Origin of the sequence: Amycolatopsis sp. NPDC006131 (assembly GCF_040614175.1) — a bacterium.
Taxonomy (GTDB): domain Bacteria; phylum Actinomycetota; class Actinomycetes; order Mycobacteriales; family Pseudonocardiaceae; genus Amycolatopsis_E; species Amycolatopsis_E tucumanensis.
In genome coordinates, this window is the sequence record NZ_JBEXTX010000038.1 from 17,187 (window position 1) to 37,813 (window position 20,627).

Here is a 20,627-nt window from a genome sequence, read left to right on the forward strand (position 1 = left end):
GTCAATCCTCCAGATCAGCGAAGTGGCAGGCGGCGCCGCGAGTTCCGGCTGTGACGTAGACCGGCGTCTGTTCCCTGCATTTCTCCCGCGCCGCAGGGCACCTCGGGTGGAAGTAGCACCCCGATGGCCAGTCGCCCGGCAACGGCGGTTCACCGCCGACCGTGGGTAGCACAACCCGGTTCGGGCTGTTCAACCGCAGAGAGCACGAGACGAGCGTCCGCGTGTAAGGATGTGCGGGCTTGCGAAGAACGGTGGTCGTCGGTCCCAGTTCTGCCAAGTGCCCGGCGTACAAGATGCCGATCTCGTCGCAGAAATGGCTCACCAACCCGAGATCATGGGAGATCAGCAGCATCCCGGTGTTCACCTCACCAGCGATGTCGCGAAGCAACCTGAGTGCATCCACACGCAGGTTGGCATCCAGGGCGGATGTCGGTTCATCGACGACCAGGAGCTCCGGAGCCGGCATGAGCGTCATGGCGAGGGCAACGCGCTGGCTCATACCACCGGAGAGTTCGTGCGGGAACAGCCGGAACAAACTGGCCGGCTCTGGCAGGCTGAGCTTCGCGCAAAGCTCCTCGGCGCGAGCCACGGCTTCCGGCTTGCTCATCAGCCGGTTCCGCACCACCGACTCGATCAACTGGGGCCCGATCCGCTGCACCGGATCGAACGCGCTCGCGGGGTCCTGCAGCATGAGACCGGCCATCCTGCCCAGGAGTGGCACAACGGTCTCCGGCTTCGACAGGTCAAACCACTGTCCACGGCCGAAACGAACGCGTCCGGCAGCTTTGAGCCCCCGTGGCAACAAGCCGAGCATCGCACGAGCCGTGACGGTCTTGCCCGCGCCGGTCTCGCCGAGGAGCCCCACCATTCGTCCGCTGTCAACCACCAGGTTCACCCCGGACACCACTTCCGCTCCGCTCGCCGTCCTGACGGACAGGTCCTCGACGACAACCGCTGGGGCGTTCATCAATGGCCTCCGTTGTCGACGTGGAAACGGTCGCGAAGACCATCCCCAATCAAGTTCGCAGCCAGGATGAGCACAACGATGAACAGACCGGGCACCGTCGCGATCCACCAAGAACTGCCGAGCTGGTCGCGCCCTTGCGCGATCATGTAACCGAGGCTCGCCGTAGGCGGTTCCAAACCGAGACCGAGGAACGACAAACCCGCTTCGTACAACATCACACCACCGACCTCCAGCGAACTGAACACGACGATGGGAGTCGCCGCCGCCGGAACCAGGTGGCTGATCAAGATGTTGCCCTTCCGCGCGCCCGCCAACCGCGCTGCCGCGATGTACCCGCGCTCGCGCTCGACGAGCGTGTGCGTCCGGAGGAGTCGCGCGAACGGCACCCACGCGACGGAGGACAACAGCAGCACCATCGTCACGATGTTCCGCGGCACCACCATGGCGGCAGCGAGGAACACGAGGATCGGCGGCACGGCCAGCTGGAGATCGACGATCCGCATGAGCACGGCGTCCACCCAGCCCCCGACGTAACCGGAAAGAGTACCGATCGTGACGCCTACAACCGCGCTGAGCAGCGTGACCGTTACGCTGATCATCAGTGACGTCACGATCCCGTGCGCGCACCAGTTCAAGAGGTCTCGGCCGAGCACGTCCGTGCCGAGGGGATGTCCCGGGGAGAACGGGGGGAGGCCGCCCTCCGACAGCTCCTGCGTGTTCGGGTCTTCAAGCCAGAACACCGCGAACAGCGCGAGTGCGATCATGGCACCCAGCAGGGTTGCACCCGCTCGCAGAGAAGTGGCTCCCGCGCTCGCCCGCGGATGACGCGAAATCCTGTCCGCGATGGCAATCATGCCGTCCCCTTCCGCGTCCGAGGATCGATGAGCAGGACGACGACATCGGCCACCAGGTTGAGCAGGACGTAGAAGGCGGCGACGACGATGATGATCGCCTGCACCACGGCGAAATCACGCGCCTGTACGGCTGACACGACGAGGTTGCCGATCCCCGGCCAGGAGAACACCGTCTCCACCACCAGGCTGCCGCCGATCAGATAACCGAGTTGCAATGCGGTCAGAGTCACCGCGGGACCGACTATGTTCCGCAGCCCGTGGCGGTAGACGATGCTTCGCTCACTCAAGCCTCTAGCCCGCATCGCTTCGACGAAGTTCTTCCCCATCACGTCGAGCAGTTGTCCCCGGAAGATGCGGAACTGGATCGGCACGATCGGGATCGCCATCGCCAGCATCGGAAGCACCAGCGCGGCCGGTTCGTAGAAGCCGAAGCTCGGCAGTAGCGGGATCTGAACAGACAAGAGCAGGATCAGCATCAGCGCGAGCCAGAAGTTCGGCATACCCTGGAAAACACCAACTGAACGACGCAGCGCTCGGTCCGCCACGCCTTCCCGGTGCCGCACGCTGAAGATCGCCAGCACCAATGAGATCGCTGACGCCAGCAGCAGTGCGGAGAGAACCAGCACCAGGGTGTTCGGCAGCGTGGACATGACCACTGTCATGGCATTCTCGTTGGACCGATATGACACACCGAAGTCACCGGTGACAAGATTGACGATGAAATTGCCGAACCTCGCCAGCAACGGCTGGTCGTACCCGAGCTGGGCATTGAGCGCAGCGCGCTGTTCAGCGGTCATGAACGGGCCACCGAGAACATCCGCCGGCTTGCCGATCAGGTTCGTCAGGGCGAATGAGATTGCCACCGCGCCGAAAAGCACGATCAGGCTCTGCCCCAGCCTGCTACCGACGTATCTGTACAACATCTGACCTCCTAGCAGGCACGGGTTCAGGCGCTGAGGTACACCTCTCCCAGTCGCGGCAAGAAGCCGTCACGGGGAACGGAGTAACCCTGAACCGCAGACCGGTGCACGTCGATCTCGGTCACGGTGTAGAGGGGGATCATGGGCAGCTGCCGGGCGAAGAGCTCCTGGATGTCTGCCACCACCTGGAGCCGCTCCGGCCCATCCGCCGTGCTGACCATCTTTTCCTTGAGGGGCTTAAGCTCCTCGAATCCGGCGACGGTCTCGAAATAGCCAGTGGTGAGGAACAGCGGAGCTCCGTTCAGCCAGCCCATATCGCCCATCACCGACTGGTACGGCTTCTGCATAGTCGTGTCGAAGATCTGTTTCGCGATTTCACCGATCGGCTTTTGCGTGACCTTCAGTTCGACACCAATTTTCTTCACCATTCCGCTTATCGCGAACGCCATCTTGTCGAGGCTCGCACCGAGCTCGGGTGCCCAGATTATCTCGGCGTGAACAGGCGTGGGCAATCCACATTCAGCGATGAGTTGCTGCGCTTTTCCAAGGTCGTACGAGTACTTGGTCGCAGGCACCTGGTATCCGTACACCCCCGGCGGGAGCACACTCTCGGCAGGCGTGCCGACACCGTTCTGGATCGATTTAATCAATGCCTGCTTGTCGATCGCATGCGCGACGGCCTGCCGCACCTTGAGATTGTCCGAAATCGGCGTCTTCAGGAAGAAGATCACTTCGCTTTGCGACCAAGTCGGCGCCTCTTGGACCACCAGGTTCCGATCGGAGCGCAAAGCGACCGCGTCAGCCGGCGACACCTTGGGGACCAGGTCGATGCTGCCGGATCGCAGGGCGGACGCGCGAGCCGACGCATCGGGGATGATCTGGAACTGCACCTCTTGCACATACGGACCTGGGCCGCGATAGTCCGAGTTGGCCGCAAGGACGATCGATTTCGCGGCCGTGTAACTGACGAACCTGAAGGGCCCCGTGCCGACCGCTGTCGTCTTGACGACGTCGACTCCCTGTGCGACGAGCTTCGGCGAGATGATACCGATCAGCGTGGTGTTCCGCGCCATGTCCGGCGCGGGTTTTGCCGACTTGACGCGGAAAACCGCAGGGTCGGAGTCGTCGAAGACCGCTCCGGTCGGGATCAGCAGCGAAAGGCCGGCATCCTCCCGGCTGTAGTACTCGAACGTCTTCCGCACCGCCGTCGAGTTCAACACCTCCCCGTCGTGGAACTTGACGCCTTCCTTGAGCCGGAACGTCCACTCACGAGCATCAGGGGACGATTCGTAACTTTCCGCCAGCAGTCCTTCCACGTCAGAGGTCCCTTGTTTGAAACGCAGCAGCCCCTCGTACACATGGTTGGAGAGCACCGAGAGGGTCGCACCGTCGAAGGCAACCGACGGGTCGAGGCTCGATGGGTCCGCGGGGTGTCCAACACGGAGCACGCCGGTCGGGGTTGCCGGCGGGCTGCCCTGCTGACCGCCCGCAGACTGCTGACTACCGATGGAACAACCGGACAAGACGGGAAGACCGACGACCAGACCCGCCCCCGCGCCGATCCCCCAGCGCAACGCCTCTCGCCGGCCGATACCACCCCGTTCTGCAGCGAGCGCCGGCGGAGCGGTACGAGATGCGGGATTTCTCATGATGTCTCCTCTGAACCGTGGTCAATGCCCCCGGGAGCTCAGTATCGCCAACAAGCTCGGTTCTACTGGGTGAGATTGCTGTTTCAAACAAGGTACCCCACGGGTTGGCGTCCAACAAGAAGCGGAACCGGAGCGCGCCGCACGACCGGCGCGCCGCTCCAGGTCACTTTCCGCTAACGGTGGACAACGGCTGGACCAGCCGTTTTCCATCCCCGCAGACCGCGATGAGGCGGGATTGTGGTGCACGGTAGGCCATCCGGGCCAGGACTACTCCTCGTCATTATGAAACTGTTGTATCGTTGCCCGGAACCAGCGGGGCGCCGGTCCGGCTGCGGCAAGGATTCGCCGAGCCGGCCCTGGCGCCCAGAGGAAGCGCGGCGCCGGTCCGCCCGTTCGAGCAAGGAGCTGACAGTGGACGTTCTCGCCCCCGTGCTGCGACACCCCAACGAGCCACAGAAGGTCGAACTCGTCTCAGTGGGCGACCCGAGGACTGGCGAGGTGCTCGTCCGAATGGTCGCGGCCGGGGTTTGCCACAGCTGTCTCAGCGTCGAAAAGGGGGCTTACCCGGACGTGCCCCTGCCCATGATCCTCGGCGATGAAGGCGCGGGCGTCGTCGAAGCCGTGGGGCCAGGATGTGACTCACTGCGGCCCGGCGATCACGTCATCCTCTCCTGGGCTCCGGTGTGCGGTCGATGTCATTCGTGCGCGGCCGGGCTTCCCGCCCTGTGCTCGAATACGTCCCCGTTCCAGATGCGGGACGGGACGACCCGTTTCGAATCTGGCGGCACCCCAATCCAGCACTTCGGCCCCTCTACGTACAGCTCGTACGTGGTGGTGGACGCCACCGCAGCGGTCAAGATCCGTGCCGACATGCCGCTCGACAAGGCGGCGCTCATCGGCTGCGCCGTGACAACAGGCGTCGGAGCGGTGTTGAACACCGCCCAAGTACGCCCTGGCCAGAGCGCGGTCGTCTTCGGGTGCGGGGGCATCGGCTTGAACGCAATTCAAGGAGCTGCGCTCGCAGGAGCTCAGCCGGTGATCGCGGTCGACCTCGCCGAGCACAAGCTGGAAGCCGCCAAAACCCTCGGCGCAGACGTTCAAATCAACGCACAGCAAACCGATCCGATCGGCGAAGTCCTCGCCCACTCGGCCGGCGGAGTCGATTGCGCCGTCGTGGCGGTCGGCTCGACGGCGGTCATGGAACAGGCACTGGCGGTTCTCCGGCCGCGGGGCGTGTGCGTCCTCGTAGGCGCGCCCCGTCCTGGCGACTTGGTCCGCGTCGACCCCGGGCTGCTCACCTCGGGCGAGCGGCGGATCGTCGGGTCGAAATACGGTTCGTCGAACCCGCACCAAGCGTTTCCCGAACTGGTCGAGCTCTACCTGGCGGGCAAGTTGAGACTCGACGAGCTGATCGGTCACCGCTACCGCCTCGACCAAATCAACGAGGCCTCCGCCGCGCTCGACGAGGGTCGGGACCTCCGTGGGCTCATCGTCTTCGACTGACTCTGCGCGCCGCAGCGTAACTCGCTCTCTGGGAGCACCGCGGCGACGGTTGATAGCAACGTAGGTGTGACTGAACAGTCTGCACAGACGAGAAAAGAGCCATTGCCGACGCGAGCTGGGGGTGGCCGCCCGGCCGCCCTCCTGAACCGCCCGGTCCTGGTCACCGGTGCCGACGGATTCATCGGGAGCCACCTGGTCGAGCGCCTCCTCGCCGAAGGCGCGGACGTCCGTGCGTTGTGCGTGTACAACTCGAACGGGTCGTACGGCTGGCTGGACGAGCTCGACCGGGACCTCTCTGAGCGTTTGGACCTCCGGCTCGGCGACATCCGGGACGGGCGATTCGTGCACGAAATCGTCGAAGGCGTCGACATCGTGTTCCACCTCGCCGCTCTGATCGCCATCCCCTACAGCTACCAGGCACCGGCCTCTTTCGTTGAGACGAACGTAACCGGCACCCTCAACGTCCTGGAAGCGGCCAGAGCGCTTGGCGGCGTGACGGTTGTGAACACCTCGACCAGCGAGGTCTACGGAACCCCCAGCACAGTGCCCATCCGGGAGTCCCACCCGCTGCGGGCTCAGTCCCCTTATGCCGCATCGAAGATCGCTGCGGATCAGCTCTGCGAAGCGTACGCACGGTCATTCGACCTCGACGTAAGGACCCTGCGCCCGTTCAACACCTTCGGCCCCCGGCAATCGGCGCGCGCGATCATCCCCACCATCCTCGGGCAGTTGCTCGCCGGACACTCACGAGTACGGCTGGGTAGCCTCACCCCCCGGCGCGACTTCACCTACGTCTCCGACACCGTCGACGGCTTCGTCCGGATGGGGCTCGCCGATCTGGCTCCAGGAACCTTGGTCCAGCTCGGCACCGGAGAAGACATTTCCATCGGTGAGCTCTTCGACGTCTGTTGCCGGGTCACCGGCGCCGACGCGGTCCCGGAAACTCAATCGATACGGGTCCGGCCCAAAGCCAGCGAGGTCGAGATCCTGCGATCTGATCCCGGGAACGCGCAGTCGGTACTCGGTTGGCGGGCCGAAACCGCGCTGATGGACGGTATCAAGAGAACAGCCGCATGGCTGCAGCCGAGAACCGATCCCCACCGCGCCGTGAGGTACGCCCGATGACCGGCGGATCAGATCGCATTCCCCTGGCGGAACCCGAACTCTCCGGCAACGAGAAGCGTTACGTACAGGAATGCCTCGAGACGGGTTACGTGTCGTCGGTGGGACCGTTCGTCGACCGGTTCGAGCGCGAGTTCGCGGAAAGCATCGGTGGGGCGCACACGGTGGCGTGCGCGAGTGGCACCGCAGCGCTCCACGTAGCGCTCAGGCTGGCCGGAGCGGGTACTGGCTCGCTGGTCGCCGTGTCCACGCTCACCTTCATCGCCTCGGCGAACGCCGCGGCGTACACCGGTGCAGATCTGTGGCTTGTCGACAGCGAGCCACGAACCTGGAACATGGACACCCACCTACTCCACGACGAGGTCGTGCGAGCCGCACGAGCAGGGCGTCGCTTCCCCGACGTCGTCGAGGTGGTCCACCTCCTCGGCCATCCCGCTGACATCGAGCCACTCCTGGACCTCCGCGAAAGGTTTGGCGTGCGCATCGTCGAGGACGCGGCCGAGGCGCTGGGGGCGGGGTGGAGCGCAGGACCGCTGGCCGGCCGACATGTCGGCACCGTCGGTGACTACGGTTGCTTTTCCTTCAACGGCAACAAGATGATCACTTCCGGCGGCGGTGGCATGATCACCACCGCTGACGGTCGCGCAGCGGCGAAAGCACGGCACCTCACCACGCAAGCGCGATTGCCCGAACGCGGCTACTGGCACGACGAAGTGGGCTACAACTACCGAATGACCAACGTCGCGGCAGCGATCGGTCTGGCTCAGCTGGAGCAGCTCCCGAAGAAGCTCGCGGCGAAGCAACGGATTGCCGCGCGCTACAACGCGCGTCTCGAGCAGCTAGCCGTGGAGCTTTGCCCTCACGAACCATGGGCAACGCCCTCCCACTGGATCTATTCGATCCTCACATCCGAGCCCGATCCGCTGATCGACGCCCTCGCCGAGAAGAACATCGAGGCGCGGCGCCTGTGGCCACCAGTTCACCGGCAACCTCCGTACCTCTCGTCACACCGGCTGGGCCGGGGTGTCGCAGACTCCCTGTACCAGCGGGCCGTCTCGCTGCCCAGCTCGGTGCACCTGAGCGAGATCGACCAGGACCGCGTGCTCCACGAGGTCGTCCAGACCGTGAACCGAAGCCGATGACCCAGCTGCGGAAAGTGTGTGCGTTCACCGGATCCCGGGCGGACTACAGCCCGATGATCCCCATATTGGAGTGCCTGCACACCGATCCCGGGATCGACTTGGTGTTGCTGGTGTCCGGCGGTCATCTGGTGCCAGACCAGGGAACAACCGTTGATGAGGTTCGCGAAGACGGCTTCACGATCGCAGACGAGATCGATGTCGTGCTTTCCGGGGACCACCCGGCTGCCATGGCGAAGTCGCTGGGTCTGGGAGTGATCGGGATGTCCGACGCGCTGCGCAGGATCAGGCCTGACGTGCTACTCGTACCGGGAGACAGGTACGAAGCGCTCGCCGTCGCCGTGGCCGCACTCCCACAGGACATCGTGATCGCTCATCTCGGCGGCGGTCAGCTCACCTACGGCGTGGTGGATGAACGGATCCGCCATGCCATCACGAAGATCGCACACCTTCATTTCGTGCTGAGCACGACCGACAAGGGCCGCTTGGTGCGCATGGGTGAGGACCCAGCCCACGTGCACGTCGTCAACAGCGCTCTTCTCCGTGGGCGGGTCACCGGCAGGACCTTGGACCGGGCCGAGCTCGCGCAGCAATTGGGCATCCCACTCGATCCACCGGTCTTCACCATCACCTACCACCCGGTCACCAGCGACGAAAACGAATCTGTCAAAGGACTCGCGGCAATGCTGGACGCTCTGGATTCCCATCCCGATGCCACCCTCGTGTTCACCGCCCCCAACGTCGACCGCGGTGGGCCGCAGATTCTCGCTCAGATCCGCAATTACGTGCGGCGGAACAGGAACAGGGCGCTCTTGGTGCCCTCACTCGGCTGGCGGCGGTATCAAAGCCTCCTGGCCTGCAGCGCGGTCGTTATCGGGAATTCGTCCAGCGGTCTGGTCGACGCGCCGGTCGCCGGGGTCCCGAGCGTCAACATCGGCTCGCGTCAAGAGGGGCGCGATCGGGCGGCTTCGGTTCTCGACTGCCTGCCAGAGCCGGCCGCGATCTCGGCGGCGATCACCAAAGCTCGCGCCGCCCCGCGCAAAGCGGCACCCGAATCCGGACGGTCAACGTACGACGACCTGAGCCGTTCCGTGGCAGCACCGCTCAAAAGTGCCGAGTTCCATGTTTTCCAGAAGAAACGATTCTACGAGAGCAACCCCGGAGGCGTTGACCAATGACTATGGTGTGTGTGACCGGAGCTGCCGGCCGGGTGGGTTCGACGCTCGTGCAGAGGCTCAGGATGGACGGCTATGACGTGCGTGCAGTGGTCCGCCCTGGTACCAAGAAGATTCCGAGGCCGTCCGAGGTCGAGGTGGCCGAGGCCGACCTGACTGACGGCCGCGCACTCAGCACCGCGCTCGAAGGTGCCGACGTGGTGATCCACTTAGCAGCCCAGATGCCGTTGGGCGACAGCACAGTCGAGCAATACTACGACATCAACGTCCTGGGAACACTGCGCGTGCTGGAGGCGTCAGTCGGCGCAGGCCGCGGGGTCCGGCGCTTCGTCTTCGCCAGCACCGACAACACCTACGGTCCCGCGGATCCGAACGTCGTGTCGCTGACTGAAGAGTCCGAACAGCTTCCCGGCGACTACTACGGAACTTCGAAGGTCTTGTGCGAGCACCTCGTCCGCAACTACCAAAAGATCCATGGACTCGATTACAGCATCCTCCGGTACGGATCAGTACTTGCTCCGAACGAGGCAGCTTCGCTCTTCCGAATGAGCTGGGTGAAAGGTTTCCTCGAAACACACTCGGCGTTGGGGCCGCGGAGCAACCTGTGGCCGTTGTTCAAGCTTGTGCACGGCCTCGCCGCCCTGCTGCCCGCGCCGGACCAGGCGGACGACCCAGCCGTCTGCCTCGTCGGACCCGACAGTGCGCCTTGGTCCATCCACCTCACCGACGTCCGGGACACCGTAGACGGGACGATCCGGTGCATCGAGAGCCGGGCCGCTGCGAACGAGTGCTTCAACCTCGTGGGACCGCGGGCTACCAGTTTTGCCGAAGGTGCCGAGGTGATCGCGAAGCACCGCGAAGTCGCCCTCGTCAACGCTCACATGCCGGTTCGGCTGGCGTTCGAACTGTCGAACGCAAAGGCTGAACGGCTCCTCGGCTACCGTCCGCGTCACGACTTCGAATCGACGTTGCTCGCCGGCATCGGCGACGCGAGCGATGCGGACTATGTTCCGGTAGGAGCCGGCTGGACCGCACCGACGTCGTGAACTGGTGGGGCACCGGCGATTGCCGGTGCCCCATCAGACTCCCAGCCCATACCCTCCATCGACTCCGACGACCTGCCCGCTGACGTAGGCAGCGGCGTCGCTGGCGAGGAACCGCACAACACCTGCGATGTCCTGCGGCTCGCCGAAGCGGCCCAACACGGTGCGGGCAATCACCTGGTCACGAAGGCGCTCCCCGGCCTCGAAAGCGGCTCCCATTCCGAGCCCGAAGAACCCGGGAGCCACGGCGTTCACGCAGATGCCATCCCTCGCCCAGTCGGCGGCGAGTGCGCGGGTCAGGCCTTCGATCCCAGCTTTTGATGCAGCGTAAGCACTCAGACCGGGACGCGGTTGCCGCGCCATCACCGATGACGTCAGGACGAGGCGTCCTCGTCCGGAGGACGCGAGGTAGGGGTAGGCGGCGCGGGCCGTGAGGAACGGTCCCGTGAGGTTCGTCTCGAGGGTGCGGATCCAAGTCTCTGTCCGCACCTTGTGGGCTCGTCCCGATTCCAGTGCGACACCCGCGTTGGCGACTACGGAATCGACAGCGCCGAAGTGCTCTGCCACCTTCCGGCACGCCGCTCCCAGAGCCTCCTCGTCCCGGATGTCACATGGTATGGACAACGCATCAGAAGGCAACTCGGCGGCGAGTTCGGCGAGCGCCTCGGCGTTCCGCGCGGCCAGGCCGAGCCGCGCTCCGTGCGCAGCGAAATCGCGCGCCAGTTCGGCACCGATTCCCCGGCTTGCGCCGGTGATGAAAACCACCCGGTCCTTCAGGTCCATTCGGGGTCCTTCCGGTATCGCGCCGAACCGTGCCACTGCAGGGCCGCTCCTGCCCAGGTCATCCCTCCACCGAACGCGACGAGGAGGATCGTGCTGTCCGGCGTCAGGCGTCCGCTCCGCGCAGCATCGTCGAGCGTCACCGGAACTGATGCCGCCCCCGTGTTCCCGTACTTGTCGACGGTCAGGTGCATGAGGTCTTCTGGCAGTTCCAGCGACGCCGCCATCGCCTCGAGAATCACGCCGTTGGCCTGGTGGGGCACGATGAGCCCGACATCGCGCAGATCGATGCCTGCGGACTCGGTCAGCCGGACGACGACCTCGGGCAGCACCTGTTCAGCCATCTTGCGCACTTCGCGTCCCTTCATCGCGAAGTAGTGCTCGCCGTGGCGCACGGTCTCGTGGCTGGCGGGGCGGCGGCTACCACCGGCGGGAACCTGGACGTAATCAGCGGCGGCGCCGTCCGCGCCGAGCAGGCTGGCCATCAGTCCGCGTCCATGCGGGACTTTTCCCAGTACGACGGCACCCGCACCGTCACCGAACAGCACCGCGGTCTTGCGGTCGGTGTAGTCGAGCACACGTGAATAGGTGTCGGCCCCGATGACCAGCGCCGTGTGCGGGCCGGCGTCCGCGACCAGCATCGCGTGCGCGATCACCAGCGCGTAGACGAAGCCGGAACACACTGCTTCGACATCGAACGCCGCCGCCCGCCAAGCCCCGAGATTCGCTTGGACAAGACATGCCGAAGCGGGCATCGGCTGGTCGGGGGTCGACGTGGCGACGATGATGAGATCGATGTCGGCTGCGGTCAACCCGGCGTCCTGGATCGCCTGGTTTGCAGCCTGCGTCGCCAGGTCCGACGTTGCTTCGTCCGGTGCGGCCACGCGGCGCTCACGGATCCTCGTCCGGTCGATGATCCACTGCTCCCCGACGCCCAGCCGATCTCCCAGTTCGGCGCTCGTGAGCACTTCCCGGGGCAGGTACGAACCGGTTCCGAGGATGGCGGTATTCATTTCGCGCGTTTTCCTTCCGCTGTTCTTCATCCGTTCCGCGTCACCGTTCGCCACGGGCGAGGGAAAGCTCCTCCGGGCGCCCGATGTCCTGCCAATCGCTCGCCATGTCCCACAAACCGACCCGCTCACCCCGGTTCAGGCAGTTCTCGATCAGCTTCGTGATCGGGTAATCGCATGCCTTCGGGATGCGCGAGAAGAGCGACGGATCGAAGACGTAGATGCCGGCGTTGACCGGCCACCGGTGCGTCGGCTTCTCGATGATTTGGACAAGGCGCTGGTCGCTCTCCTCGAGGACCCCGAAGGGAACCTCGTGCTTGTACTCGGCGGTCGCCACCGTCGCGACGGCCGACTGCTGCGCATGCGCTTCGAGGATCGCTCGGACCGAGAACTGCGTGATGAGATCGCCGTTCATGACCAGCACGGGATCGACCGGCTCGTACCCGAGGTCCTCGATCAGCCCGAGGGACCCACCGGTTCCGAGCGGCTGGTCGGGGTCCTCGCGCAGGTAGTCGATCGTGCACCCGAACTGCGCGCCGTCACCGAAATGTTTCTCGATCACGGTGGCCATGTAGTTGACCGACAGGAAAACACGATCCACGCCCGACCCGACCAGGTGCAGCAGAATCCGTTCCAGAATGGGGCGCCCCGCGACCGGCAACATCGGCTTGGGCGTCGATTTCGTCAGCGCACCCAGCCTGGTTCCCTTCCCGCCGGCCATGATCACGGCCCAATTCGGCAGGCGCCGCACTCCGATAACCTTCTGATCGGAATGCAGGCCGACCACCCGCCCGTTCTCGTCGACGATCGGCACTTGGTGGATCCCCAGGGCCTGCATCAGGTCGACCACCTCGGCGCGACCGGACCCCGGTGTCACCTTCACCCGCGGTTCCCTGCACAGCGGATGGACCTCGTCATCCAGGGAGGCGCCGCTGAGCAACGCGCGGCGGAGGTCCTGCTCGGTGATCACGCCCAGCAGGCGGTCGCCGTCGTCCACCACCGGAACGTTGTCGACACCGTGCATGTCGATGACCGTCAAAGCGTCCCGGAGGCGGGCTCCTCGGGTGATCAGGAAATCATGAAGACACATGGCTCACTCATTCGTCAGCTTCTCGGCCAGGAACGGTGATCTCAGACTCGCCCAATCGGAAAAACCCCAACCAGGGGACGAGTTCACCCAGCAGCGGGCTCAGCGCGCCGGGGGCGCAAAACAGATGAAAGCGTGCGCGAAACGTACGGTGCGGGGGCCAGGGGCGGAGCTACGGTCGTGGCCCAATCGGCGGAACTAGGAGCCCTGAAGATCATGGAAGTGGACCTGAACCAGCCCATCTCGCACCTGATCCGGGCCGCTCGGCGGGAGCGGAAGCTCAGTCAGTACACCCTGGCACGCGAACTGGCGACCGTTTCGGGGCGGCCGACCGTCACGCGTGATCTGGTGGCCCGGTGGGAACGCGGGCACCAGATCCCGCGGCTGGGCACGCGACGATGGCTGTCCGTCGTCCTGCAGGTGCCCCAGGAACGGCTCGACCAGGCGGCCGCGGCCGCCCGCCGGCGAAATCGGCTCGGGCACGCCGTCGTCACCGACAACGCGCCCGCCACGCCCGGGCCCGCGCGCCGCGCGCAGGGCACCCCGGCCCTCCTCCCGGTCTTCCGGTCGCGCGTGCAAGCCGGCATCCTCGCGGCCACGCTGCTGAACCCGGACCGCTCGTTCAGCCTCACCGAACTGGCCGAGCACTCCGGCAGCTCCCTCGCCTCCGTGGACAAGGAGAACAAGCTCCTCGAGAAGGCCGGCATCCTCACCAGCCGCCGCGAGGGCACGATCCGCCTGATGCGCGCGTCCGGGGACGGGCCGCTCGCGCGCCCGCTCGCCGAGCTGCTGCGCCTCACCTACGGCGTCCCCCAGATCCTCGGCGAGGAGTTCGGCAACGTGCGCGGCGTGCTGCGCATCCTGGTCGGCGGCGTGTGGGCGGACCGGTTCGCCGGCCTGCCGGGCCCGGCCCCGGAGAGCATCGAACTGCTGGTGTCCCTGCAGCCCGGCGCACCCGCCGACGAGCAGGGCCTGCACACCGCCGCGCGGCGCGCCGAGCAGCGGCTCAAGCGCCCGGTGAGCTTCTCGATCGCCGCGCCCGAGCGTGGTCTGGACGGCCTGCAGATCCCGCGGCAGCGGCCGGGCCACCCGGTCGTCGAGATCGCGCCCATCCCGCCCCGGCAGGTGCCGCTGGCCTCCGGCGTCGGCCTCAACGGGCACGACGTCGTCATCCAGCTGGTGCGGGCCGGTCACCTCGACCTCGTCGGCGGACCCGCGGCCAACGGGCAGCCGTTCCTGGACCTCGCGGCCAAGCACATCTCCTCGGCCGAACGCCTCGCGGAGGTGTCGCCGGACTCGGCGTTCCTGCTGCTGGCCAAGGCCGCGCAGCTGATCGGCTCGGGCCTGCTCGCCCGGCAGGGGCTGCGGCCCGCGCTGTCCGCGCCGGAGCAGGTGGTCGGCACGGCCGTGGCGGCCCAGTTCGGGCACCAGTTCTCGCAGATCGAGCTGCTCCGCCAGCGTGCGCGGGAACTGGACATGCCCACCAGCCGGGACAGCCACATCCTGCCCTCGGAGGCCAAGACCTACCTGGGCACCGTGCGCACCCTGCTCGCGGCCGCCCGCGAGGTCGCCGGCAAGCTCGCCCTGTTCCACTGATCGGGGTCGAAACGAAACCGATACCGGGGCGGCGAAACGAAAATGTCGGTACCCACGGCTAACCTCGCAGCAAGTGGACGACCACCTCGACGGGGAGGTGTGCGATGACGGTTCTGCGTACGGTCGCGGGTGAGATCGCGAGTGTGGTGACGCACGCGGTCCGGTACCCGGCGGGCATCGGACGGCGCTGGGCGATCCACCCGGTCCGCCGGAGCGTGCCGGCGCCGGTATCGGGCCGCCCGCTGGTGGTGCTGCCCGGTCTGGCCGACAACACCGCGATCTTCACCGACCTGAAGCTCGCGCTCGACCGCTGCGGCGCCGGGCCGGTCGTCTCGTTCAGCTACAGCCTGCTGCTGCGGGACGTCCGGTCCGCCGCCGCGCGGCTGGCCGGGCAGATCGAGCAGCTGTGCGAGGTCACCGGCGCGGCGAAGCTCGACCTGGTCGGCCACAGCCTCGGCGGCCTCATCGCCCGCTACTACGTGCAGCGGCTCGGCGGGCACGAGCGGGTCAGCACCGTGGTCACCGTCGGCACGCCGCACGGCGGCACGGTCGCGGCCTGGCTGTTCTCGCCGATCCCGCTGGCGCGCCAGCTGCGCCCGGGCAGCGACCTGCTGGCCGAGCTGGACCGGCCGGCGCCGGAGGTCGCGACGAAGTTCGTCACGTTCTCCAGCGACGGCGACGAGCTGGTGCTGCCCAGCCGCCACGGCCGCATCGAACACCCCGACCTCGACGTGCGCAACGTGGTGCTGCCCGGGGTCGGTCACCTGGCGCTCGCCGCGCACCGCCAGGTCGTGGACGAGATCTGCGCACTGTCCGCGCCCGTCGCCGCCCCGGACGACGACGGGGAGACACTCACCCGGTCGGCCTGACGGGGGCGACAATGGAACAACGACGAAACCTCTCCCGCCGCGCGATGGCGATGCTGCGTGCCGTGAGCGCCGGCCGCGCGGAGATGACGTGCAGCTCGGAGCCGGACCTGTTCATCGACGGGCTCCCCTGCTGCGACCAGGTCACGGCCCACCTGCTCGCGCACGCCGGGTTCGTGTGCCCGTCGCGGCCGGGCCTGCTCGGCCAGCGGGTGGGCGTGCGGCTGACCGAGGCCGGCCGCGAGATCCTCGCCGCCCCACCCGAAGCGGCCTGAAAAAAACCGCTGGCCACGGCCGACACAATCAGGGGCATGACCGGACCGTGGATGCTCGACGAGCTCGACCATGCCGGGCCCGAACACCTCGACCCCGGCTTCGTCGCCGGTTTCGACCGCAAGCAGGGCCGGCCGGACCCGTCGGAGGACCTCGCCCTGCTGGACGGCCGCACCGTCGTCGACCTGGGAGCGGGCACCGGCCGCTTCGCCATCGCCGCCGCGGAGCGGTTCGACCGGGTGGTGGCGGTCGACGTGTCGCCGGCGATGCTCGCCGTGATCCGGTCCGCGGGGCTGCCGAACGTCGAGTGCGTCCAGGCCGGGTTCCTCACCTACGAGCACCGGGGCGAGCCGGCGGACGCGGTGTTCACGCGGCACGCGCTGCACCAGCTGCCGGACTTCTGGAAGGCGATAGCGCTGCGCCGCATCGCCGGGATGCTCCGGCCGGGCGGGCTGCTCCGGCTGCGGGACCTGATCTACGACTTCCAGCCGGGCGAGACGGAATCGGTTCTGCGGGACTGGTTCGACCAGGCGGCCACCGATCCGGAGACCGGCTACACCCGCGACGACCTGGCCGAACACGTGCGGACCGAGCACAGCACCTTCCGGTGGCTGCTCGAGCCGATGCTGGACGCCGCCGGGTTCGAGGTCCTGGACGTGCAGTTCACCGGCCGGGTCTACGGGGCCTACACCTGCCAGAAGCGGGTCTAGGCGGAGCGCGCCGAGGCCTGCTGTACCCTTCTCAGCGGAGGATTGGCCGAGCGGCCTAAGGCGCACGATTGGAAATCGTGTTGGGTGTAACAGCCCTCACGGGTTCGAATCCCGTATCCTCCGCTCTTCGCACGACGCCGGGCACCCCACAGGGGCCCGGCGTTCTGCGTTCAGGGCGCACACGGCCGTGTGAACCGGCTCCGCGCTTCACCCGGATGCACCAGTGACCAGGCTCATGCTCTGGTCCGCTCTACCGATAGTTTGTTGACAGGCCGCACACGCGGCCGTACTAACCGCTAGCTCGAGGAGAACCCGCGTCACTATGGCCGGAGTGGAAGAGATCCGCGCTGGGATCGCGATGGCGAACGAGAAGTGCAACGCCAGCGTCGCAGCCCTCCAGCAGGCCGCTCAGGCACTCGAGGAGGCCCAGCAGATCCTGGGCCAGGTCACCTCGGGAAGCACGCAGCCGGAGGTGACCCAGGCGAACAGCATGCTCGCCGAGGCGTTGCAGGGCATCAGCGGTCAGCAGAACACCATCCAGGCGGCGGTGTCGTCGGCCGAGTCGTACGCCGCCCGCCTCTAGATGTTCTCGCTCCCCGAACTGCAGGCGCAGCTGACCGCGTTCCGTGCGAAACTGGCCGAGGCAAGCGAACACACCAACCGTGCGGTGGAGCTGTTGGACGAAGCGCGCGAAGTGATCGTGAACGCCCATGAACAGGCCGACGCGTGGGTGCCGCCGGAGCTGGCGGCGGCGGTCGACCGGCTCGGCAAGGACGCCGACCGGCTGCGCGCCGCCGACGATCTGGTGAACACCTACCTGGCCCGGCTGTAGGCGCGCCATGGCGAAGGCCAACGAGCAGAAACGCCGGGTCGTGACGGCACTGGGCACCATGCGCGAGAAGCTCGGCATGGTGCTCGGCGCCGCGCAGGCGGGCCGCCAGATCGCCGAGACCGAGCTGGCCCGGCTCCAGCTGGAGCAGCAGATCGTGCGGGTCGGCATCGACAACGCGGCCGGGGACGAGGAGCTCACTGCCGCGCTCCGCAGCCCAGTGATGGCCGGGGTGCGGGACAAGCTCAACGCGCAGCACGCCGCGTTCTACACCGACGCCGCGACGGTGCCCGCGCGGCTGCGGGACCTGGTCGCGCGCGTCGCGCCGGGGCCGGCGAGCCTGCCGCCCAGCGCGTGGCTCGGCCGTGCGGGCCGGGAACCGCTGAAACCGCCGCCGCTGTGGCGCATCGGCTCGTCCACAATGGACGACTCCGGGCCGTTCCCGGTGGTGGTGCCGCTGCTGGACGACTCGCACCTGGCGATCACCACGGCCGTCCGCGGCCGGGCCGCCGTCGAATCGCTCATCGAGGGCCTGCTGCTGCGCGTGCTCAGCACGATGGAGCTGGGCTCGGTGCGGATCCACCTGTGGGACGTCGCGCAGCTGACCGCCGTGCTGCCCAACCTGTACCCGCTGTCCCGCACGTCCGCGGTCACGTTGTACGACCCGGACCAGCTCGGCGTCCTGCTCGACGAGGTGACCGGGCACATCCGCCGCATCCACGCGCACACCATGCAGGCCGGCCACACCTCGCTGCGCGGCCTGCGCGACCAGCTCGGGCAACGCGTCGAGCCGTGGCGGATCGTCGTGTTGTTCGGCAACGGCGAGACGTGGGCGCCGGAACCGCTGCGGGAGCTCAAGCGCATCGCAGGCGCCGCGCTGGCCGCCGGGATCTCGCTGATCACCGTCGACATCCCGACGATCCTCGGCGGCGCGTTCGAGAACATCCGGATGCTCGACGAGCACCACGCGGCGACCAGCATGACCGGGCCCAACCTGGTCGTCGACCTGGACCCGCCGATCCCGTCGACCGAGGTCAGCGCCGCGGCGAGCAGGCTGGCCGACGCGATCGTGGAGAAGCAGGGCGGCCCGCGGTCGTTCCGCGACCTGCTGCCCGCCGAGCTGGGCCAGGAGAACTCCGCGCGCGAACTGCGGGCGCCGGTCGGGTTCTTCGAGGGCGATCCGGTCGAGGTCGTCATCGGCGACGCCAGCCCGCACGCGCTGATCGGCGGCCCGAGCGGCTCGGGCAAGACCAACTTCCTCTACGCCCTGCTCGGCAGCCTCGCCGCGCGCTACCCGCCGGACGAGCTCGCGCTGTACCTGCTGGACTTCAAGGAGGGCGTGTCCTTCGCCGGGCTCGCGCCGGGCCGCCGCGACGCGAGCTGGCTGCCGCACGCGCGCCTGATCGGGGTCAACGTCAACACCGACCGCGAGTTCGGCCTGGCGCTGCTACGGTTCCTCGCCGACGAGCTGCGCCGCCGGTCGGCCGCGGCCAAGGAGCACGAGGTCACCGACCTGGCCGGGCTGCGCCAGCAAGACCCGGACGGGCACTGGCCGCGGATCGTCGCGGTGATCGACGAGTTCCAGTACCTGTTCGCGGGTCGCGACGGCGTCACCAACCAGGCGACCGCGTTGCTGGAGGACATCGCCCGCCGTGGCCGCGCCCAGGGCATCCACCTGATCCTGGCGAGCCAGGACATCGCGGGCATCGACGCGTTCTGGGGCAAGCCGGCGGTGTTCGAGCAGTGCACGCTGCGCATCGCCATGCCCAAGGCGCGGCGCGTGCTGGCCGAGACCAACAACGCGGCCGTTGCCGCGCCGAAGTGGCACGCGGTGGTCAACCACGACTCGGGTGTCGCGCACGGCAACCAGCTCGCACACGTGCCGGACGCCAGCAGCAAGGACATCTTCTCGTCGCTGCAACGGGAACTGTGGGAGCGCTACGCCCAGGAGCACCAGCGGCCACGGCTGTTCGACGGCGCGCACTCGCCGGTGCTGGAGCACTCGGCCGCGTTCGCCGGGCTCACGCCGGGCGGGCCGCCGCGGGCATTGCTGGGTCAGTCGATCGACGTCGAGGACACGGCGTGCGCGGTGGAGCTGACTGGGGCGCCGGGCCGCAACCTGGCGATCATGGGCACCGCGATCGCCGAGGCACTGTCCATCATGGACGCGGCCGCCCGCTCGCTGGCGAAGCAGTACCCGCCGCACGAGGTGGAGTTCCTGGTGGCGTGCCTGGTCGACCGGTGCGCGTCCGCGGTCGGCGAGCTGGCCGACGGGCTGGAGTCGGACGGGCACCGCGTGGTGCGGTTGAGCGACGTCGAACTGGGCGAGCACATGGCCAAGCTCGCCGAGGAGCCGCCCGAGCACGCGCGGATCCTGCTGCTGTACGGCGTCGACGCGGCGCTGCCGATCCTGGAGCAGAAGCAACCCGGTCAGCTCAAGAGCGGGCTGGACCACTTCCGGGTGGTTCTCAAGCAGGGACCAGGCAAGGGCACTCACACGATCGGGTGGTGGCGCAGCACGGCGCGGCTGAAGGACACGCTCGGGTTCGCCGGCACCGACGACATCGGGGCGTGGGCGGCGCTGGACGTGCAGGGCGCGGAGCTGAGCCAGTTCGCGGCCGGGCAGGTCGTGCACTGGTCGCCGCGGCCGGGGCGGGCGCTGTTCTTCGACCGCAGCACGCACGTCTCGCCCGAGGTGATGATCCCCTTCGACCGGCCGGAGCACCAGGCATGAACGCGGCGATGGAGTACAAGCAGATCGTCGGGCTGGCCGGCAAGGCGGCCGAGGAGCTGCGGGCGTGGGAGCGGCGGCGGGCCGAGGAGCTGGACGCCGAGATCGCGGCCGCGGAGGCCGCCGTGGCGGAGGCGAAGGAACGCGAGGCCCGCACGGTGCAGGGCGCGCAGCACTGGTGGCGGATGGCGCAGGACAACGTCAGCAGGTTGCCGTGGCTGGAGGTCGGGGCCGACCCGGCGCCCGCACCACACGCGTACGCCGGACGGCTGGATCTTTACCTGCGCGAGGTCAAGGAGACCTACCAGGAGCTGGTCGACGCGGTGCTGTCGCTGGGGTGGCGCGCGCGGCGCTGAGCGTGGGTGCCGCCGCC

The 20,627-nt window shown here is 67.5% G+C and carries 20 protein-coding genes and 1 tRNA gene; 14 read left to right on the forward strand and 7 right to left on the reverse strand.

Features of this window, described 5'->3' with window-relative positions; all coding sequences use genetic code 11:
* Position 1 precedes the first annotated feature (1 nt).
* The 4 genes from ABZ215_RS20650 to ABZ215_RS20665 are packed head-to-tail and all read right to left on the reverse strand — an operon-like array spanning position 2 to position 4,390.
* Positions 2–967, reverse strand: a complete 966-nt coding sequence (locus tag ABZ215_RS20650; RefSeq protein WP_354950839.1) for an ABC transporter ATP-binding protein — start codon at positions 965–967, stop codon at positions 2–4.
* Positions 967–1,821: an ABC transporter permease gene (locus ABZ215_RS20655; protein ID WP_354950841.1), complete on the reverse strand. Its 855-nt coding sequence runs from the start codon at positions 1,819–1,821 to the stop codon at positions 967–969. Before ABZ215_RS20655 ends, ABZ215_RS20650 begins: the two co-directional genes overlap by 1 nt.
* Entirely contained in the window at positions 1,818–2,744 is a 927-nt protein-coding gene (locus tag ABZ215_RS20660; protein WP_354950843.1) for an ABC transporter permease, read from the reverse strand. Before ABZ215_RS20660 ends, ABZ215_RS20655 begins: the two co-directional genes overlap by 4 nt.
* A 23-nt stretch (positions 2,745–2,767) precedes the next feature.
* The gene (locus ABZ215_RS20665) at positions 2,768–4,390 is read right to left on the reverse strand and encodes an ABC transporter substrate-binding protein (protein ID WP_354950845.1); all 1,623 of its coding nucleotides are present in this window, start codon (positions 4,388–4,390) and stop codon (positions 2,768–2,770) included.
* Positions 4,391–4,801: 411 nt separating this feature from the next.
* Between ABZ215_RS20665 and ABZ215_RS20670 the strand changes: the two genes are divergently transcribed.
* The 5 genes from ABZ215_RS20670 (at position 4,802) to ABZ215_RS20690 (ending at position 10,375) form a co-directional block, all read left to right on the forward strand.
* Positions 4,802–5,893 carry a Zn-dependent alcohol dehydrogenase gene (locus tag ABZ215_RS20670; RefSeq protein ID WP_354950847.1) on the forward strand — a complete coding sequence of 364 codons (1,092 nt, stop codon included), beginning with the start codon at positions 4,802–4,804 and terminating at the stop codon, positions 5,891–5,893.
* A gap of 66 nt (positions 5,894–5,959) precedes the next feature.
* A complete protein-coding gene (locus ABZ215_RS20675; RefSeq protein WP_354950849.1) occupies positions 5,960–7,018 on the forward strand; it encodes an SDR family NAD(P)-dependent oxidoreductase in 1,059 nt (352 codons plus the stop codon).
* On the forward strand, positions 7,015–8,157 hold the full coding sequence (locus ABZ215_RS20680) for a DegT/DnrJ/EryC1/StrS family aminotransferase (protein WP_354950851.1): 1,143 nt from the start codon (positions 7,015–7,017) through the stop codon (positions 8,155–8,157). The genes ABZ215_RS20675 and ABZ215_RS20680 overlap by 4 nt, the downstream gene beginning before the upstream one ends.
* Complete coding sequence (gene neuC / locus ABZ215_RS20685; RefSeq protein ID WP_354950853.1) at positions 8,154–9,332, forward strand: UDP-N-acetylglucosamine 2-epimerase; 1,179 nt, start codon at positions 8,154–8,156, stop codon at positions 9,330–9,332. Before ABZ215_RS20680 ends, neuC begins: the two co-directional genes overlap by 4 nt.
* Positions 9,333–9,343: 11 nt before the next feature.
* Positions 9,344–10,375, forward strand: coding sequence for an NAD(P)-dependent oxidoreductase (locus ABZ215_RS20690; protein WP_354950855.1), 1,032 nt, complete (start codon positions 9,344–9,346; stop codon positions 10,373–10,375).
* A gap of 33 nt (positions 10,376–10,408) precedes the next feature.
* On the opposite strand, the gene ABZ215_RS20695 is transcribed toward ABZ215_RS20690, so the two are convergent.
* Genes ABZ215_RS20695 through ABZ215_RS20705 form a run of 3 tightly spaced genes read right to left on the reverse strand, consistent with a single transcriptional unit; the run spans position 10,409 to position 13,252 of the window.
* On the reverse strand, positions 10,409–11,155 hold the full coding sequence (locus ABZ215_RS20695) for an SDR family NAD(P)-dependent oxidoreductase (protein ID WP_354950857.1): 747 nt from the start codon (positions 11,153–11,155) through the stop codon (positions 10,409–10,411).
* The gene (locus tag ABZ215_RS20700; protein ID WP_354950859.1) at positions 11,146–12,219 is read right to left on the reverse strand and encodes a beta-ketoacyl-ACP synthase III; all 1,074 of its coding nucleotides are present in this window, start codon (positions 12,217–12,219) and stop codon (positions 11,146–11,148) included. The genes ABZ215_RS20695 and ABZ215_RS20700 overlap by 10 nt, the downstream gene beginning before the upstream one ends.
* Positions 12,206–13,252: a nucleotidyltransferase family protein gene (locus ABZ215_RS20705; RefSeq protein WP_354950861.1), complete on the reverse strand. Its 1,047-nt coding sequence runs from the start codon at positions 13,250–13,252 to the stop codon at positions 12,206–12,208. The genes ABZ215_RS20700 and ABZ215_RS20705 overlap by 14 nt, the downstream gene beginning before the upstream one ends.
* Positions 13,253–13,465: 213 nt before the next feature.
* Between ABZ215_RS20705 and ABZ215_RS20710 the strand changes: the two genes are divergently transcribed.
* From ABZ215_RS20710 to ABZ215_RS20750, 9 genes are all read left to right on the forward strand, one after another.
* A complete protein-coding gene (locus tag ABZ215_RS20710) occupies positions 13,466–14,845 on the forward strand; it encodes a hypothetical protein (RefSeq protein WP_354711638.1) in 1,380 nt (459 codons plus the stop codon).
* Positions 14,846–14,949: 104 nt separating this feature from the next.
* Entirely contained in the window at positions 14,950–15,714 is a 765-nt protein-coding gene (locus ABZ215_RS20715) for an alpha/beta fold hydrolase (RefSeq protein ID WP_354950863.1), read from the forward strand.
* 44 nt (positions 15,715–15,758) lie between these two features.
* Positions 15,759–15,986, forward strand: a complete 228-nt coding sequence (locus ABZ215_RS20720) for a hypothetical protein (protein WP_020419491.1) — start codon at positions 15,759–15,761, stop codon at positions 15,984–15,986.
* A 36-nt stretch (positions 15,987–16,022) separates the two neighbouring features.
* Positions 16,023–16,694, forward strand: a complete 672-nt coding sequence (locus ABZ215_RS20725; protein WP_354950865.1) for a class I SAM-dependent methyltransferase — start codon at positions 16,023–16,025, stop codon at positions 16,692–16,694.
* A 36-nt stretch (positions 16,695–16,730) separates the two neighbouring features.
* A tRNA-Ser gene (locus ABZ215_RS20730) sits at positions 16,731–16,817 on the forward strand.
* Between the two features lie 199 nt (positions 16,818–17,016).
* Positions 17,017–17,277 carry a hypothetical protein gene (locus ABZ215_RS20735; protein ID WP_017986316.1) on the forward strand — a complete coding sequence of 87 codons (261 nt, stop codon included), beginning with the start codon at positions 17,017–17,019 and terminating at the stop codon, positions 17,275–17,277.
* Positions 17,278–17,526 (forward strand): hypothetical protein, encoded by a 249-nt coding sequence (locus ABZ215_RS20740; protein ID WP_017986315.1) that lies wholly within the window; start codon positions 17,278–17,280, stop codon positions 17,524–17,526.
* A gap of 7 nt (positions 17,527–17,533) precedes the next feature.
* Positions 17,534–20,257 carry an FtsK/SpoIIIE domain-containing protein gene (locus tag ABZ215_RS20745; protein WP_354950867.1) on the forward strand — a complete coding sequence of 908 codons (2,724 nt, stop codon included), beginning with the start codon at positions 17,534–17,536 and terminating at the stop codon, positions 20,255–20,257.
* The gene (locus ABZ215_RS20750) at positions 20,254–20,610 is read left to right on the forward strand and encodes a hypothetical protein (RefSeq protein WP_020419488.1); all 357 of its coding nucleotides are present in this window, start codon (positions 20,254–20,256) and stop codon (positions 20,608–20,610) included. The genes ABZ215_RS20745 and ABZ215_RS20750 overlap by 4 nt, the downstream gene beginning before the upstream one ends.
* Positions 20,611–20,627: the final 17 nt, after the last annotated feature.

What these genes read in the sequence shown, in the direction of transcription:
- ABZ215_RS20705 (WP_354950861.1), bottom strand. Translation starts at nt 13,252, where the DNA reads ATGTGTCTTCATGATTTCCTGATCACCCGAGGAGCCCGCCTCCGGGAC.
- ABZ215_RS20680 (WP_354950851.1), top strand. Translation starts at nt 7,015, where the DNA reads ATGACCGGCGGATCAGATCGCATTCCCCTGGCGGAACCCGAACTCTCC.
- ABZ215_RS20745 (WP_354950867.1), top strand. Translation starts at nt 17,534, where the DNA reads ATGGCGAAGGCCAACGAGCAGAAACGCCGGGTCGTGACGGCACTGGGC.
- ABZ215_RS20665 (WP_354950845.1), bottom strand. Translation starts at nt 4,390, where the DNA reads ATGAGAAATCCCGCATCTCGTACCGCTCCGCCGGCGCTCGCTGCAGAA.
- ABZ215_RS20750 (WP_020419488.1), top strand. Translation starts at nt 20,254, where the DNA reads ATGAACGCGGCGATGGAGTACAAGCAGATCGTCGGGCTGGCCGGCAAG.
- ABZ215_RS20660 (WP_354950843.1), bottom strand. Translation starts at nt 2,744, where the DNA reads ATGTTGTACAGATACGTCGGTAGCAGGCTGGGGCAGAGCCTGATCGTG.
- ABZ215_RS20725 (WP_354950865.1), top strand. Translation starts at nt 16,023, where the DNA reads ATGACCGGACCGTGGATGCTCGACGAGCTCGACCATGCCGGGCCCGAA.
- ABZ215_RS20740 (WP_017986315.1), top strand. Translation starts at nt 17,278, where the DNA reads ATGTTCTCGCTCCCCGAACTGCAGGCGCAGCTGACCGCGTTCCGTGCG.
- ABZ215_RS20655 (WP_354950841.1), bottom strand. Translation starts at nt 1,821, where the DNA reads ATGATTGCCATCGCGGACAGGATTTCGCGTCATCCGCGGGCGAGCGCG.
- ABZ215_RS20720 (WP_020419491.1), top strand. Translation starts at nt 15,759, where the DNA reads ATGGCGATGCTGCGTGCCGTGAGCGCCGGCCGCGCGGAGATGACGTGC.
- ABZ215_RS20735 (WP_017986316.1), top strand. Translation starts at nt 17,017, where the DNA reads ATGGCCGGAGTGGAAGAGATCCGCGCTGGGATCGCGATGGCGAACGAG.
- ABZ215_RS20650 (WP_354950839.1), bottom strand. Translation starts at nt 967, where the DNA reads ATGAACGCCCCAGCGGTTGTCGTCGAGGACCTGTCCGTCAGGACGGCG.
- ABZ215_RS20695 (WP_354950857.1), bottom strand. Translation starts at nt 11,155, where the DNA reads ATGGACCTGAAGGACCGGGTGGTTTTCATCACCGGCGCAAGCCGGGGA.
- neuC (WP_354950853.1), top strand. Translation starts at nt 8,154, where the DNA reads ATGACCCAGCTGCGGAAAGTGTGTGCGTTCACCGGATCCCGGGCGGAC.
- ABZ215_RS20710 (WP_354711638.1), top strand. Translation starts at nt 13,466, where the DNA reads ATGGAAGTGGACCTGAACCAGCCCATCTCGCACCTGATCCGGGCCGCT.
- ABZ215_RS20715 (WP_354950863.1), top strand. Translation starts at nt 14,950, where the DNA reads ATGACGGTTCTGCGTACGGTCGCGGGTGAGATCGCGAGTGTGGTGACG.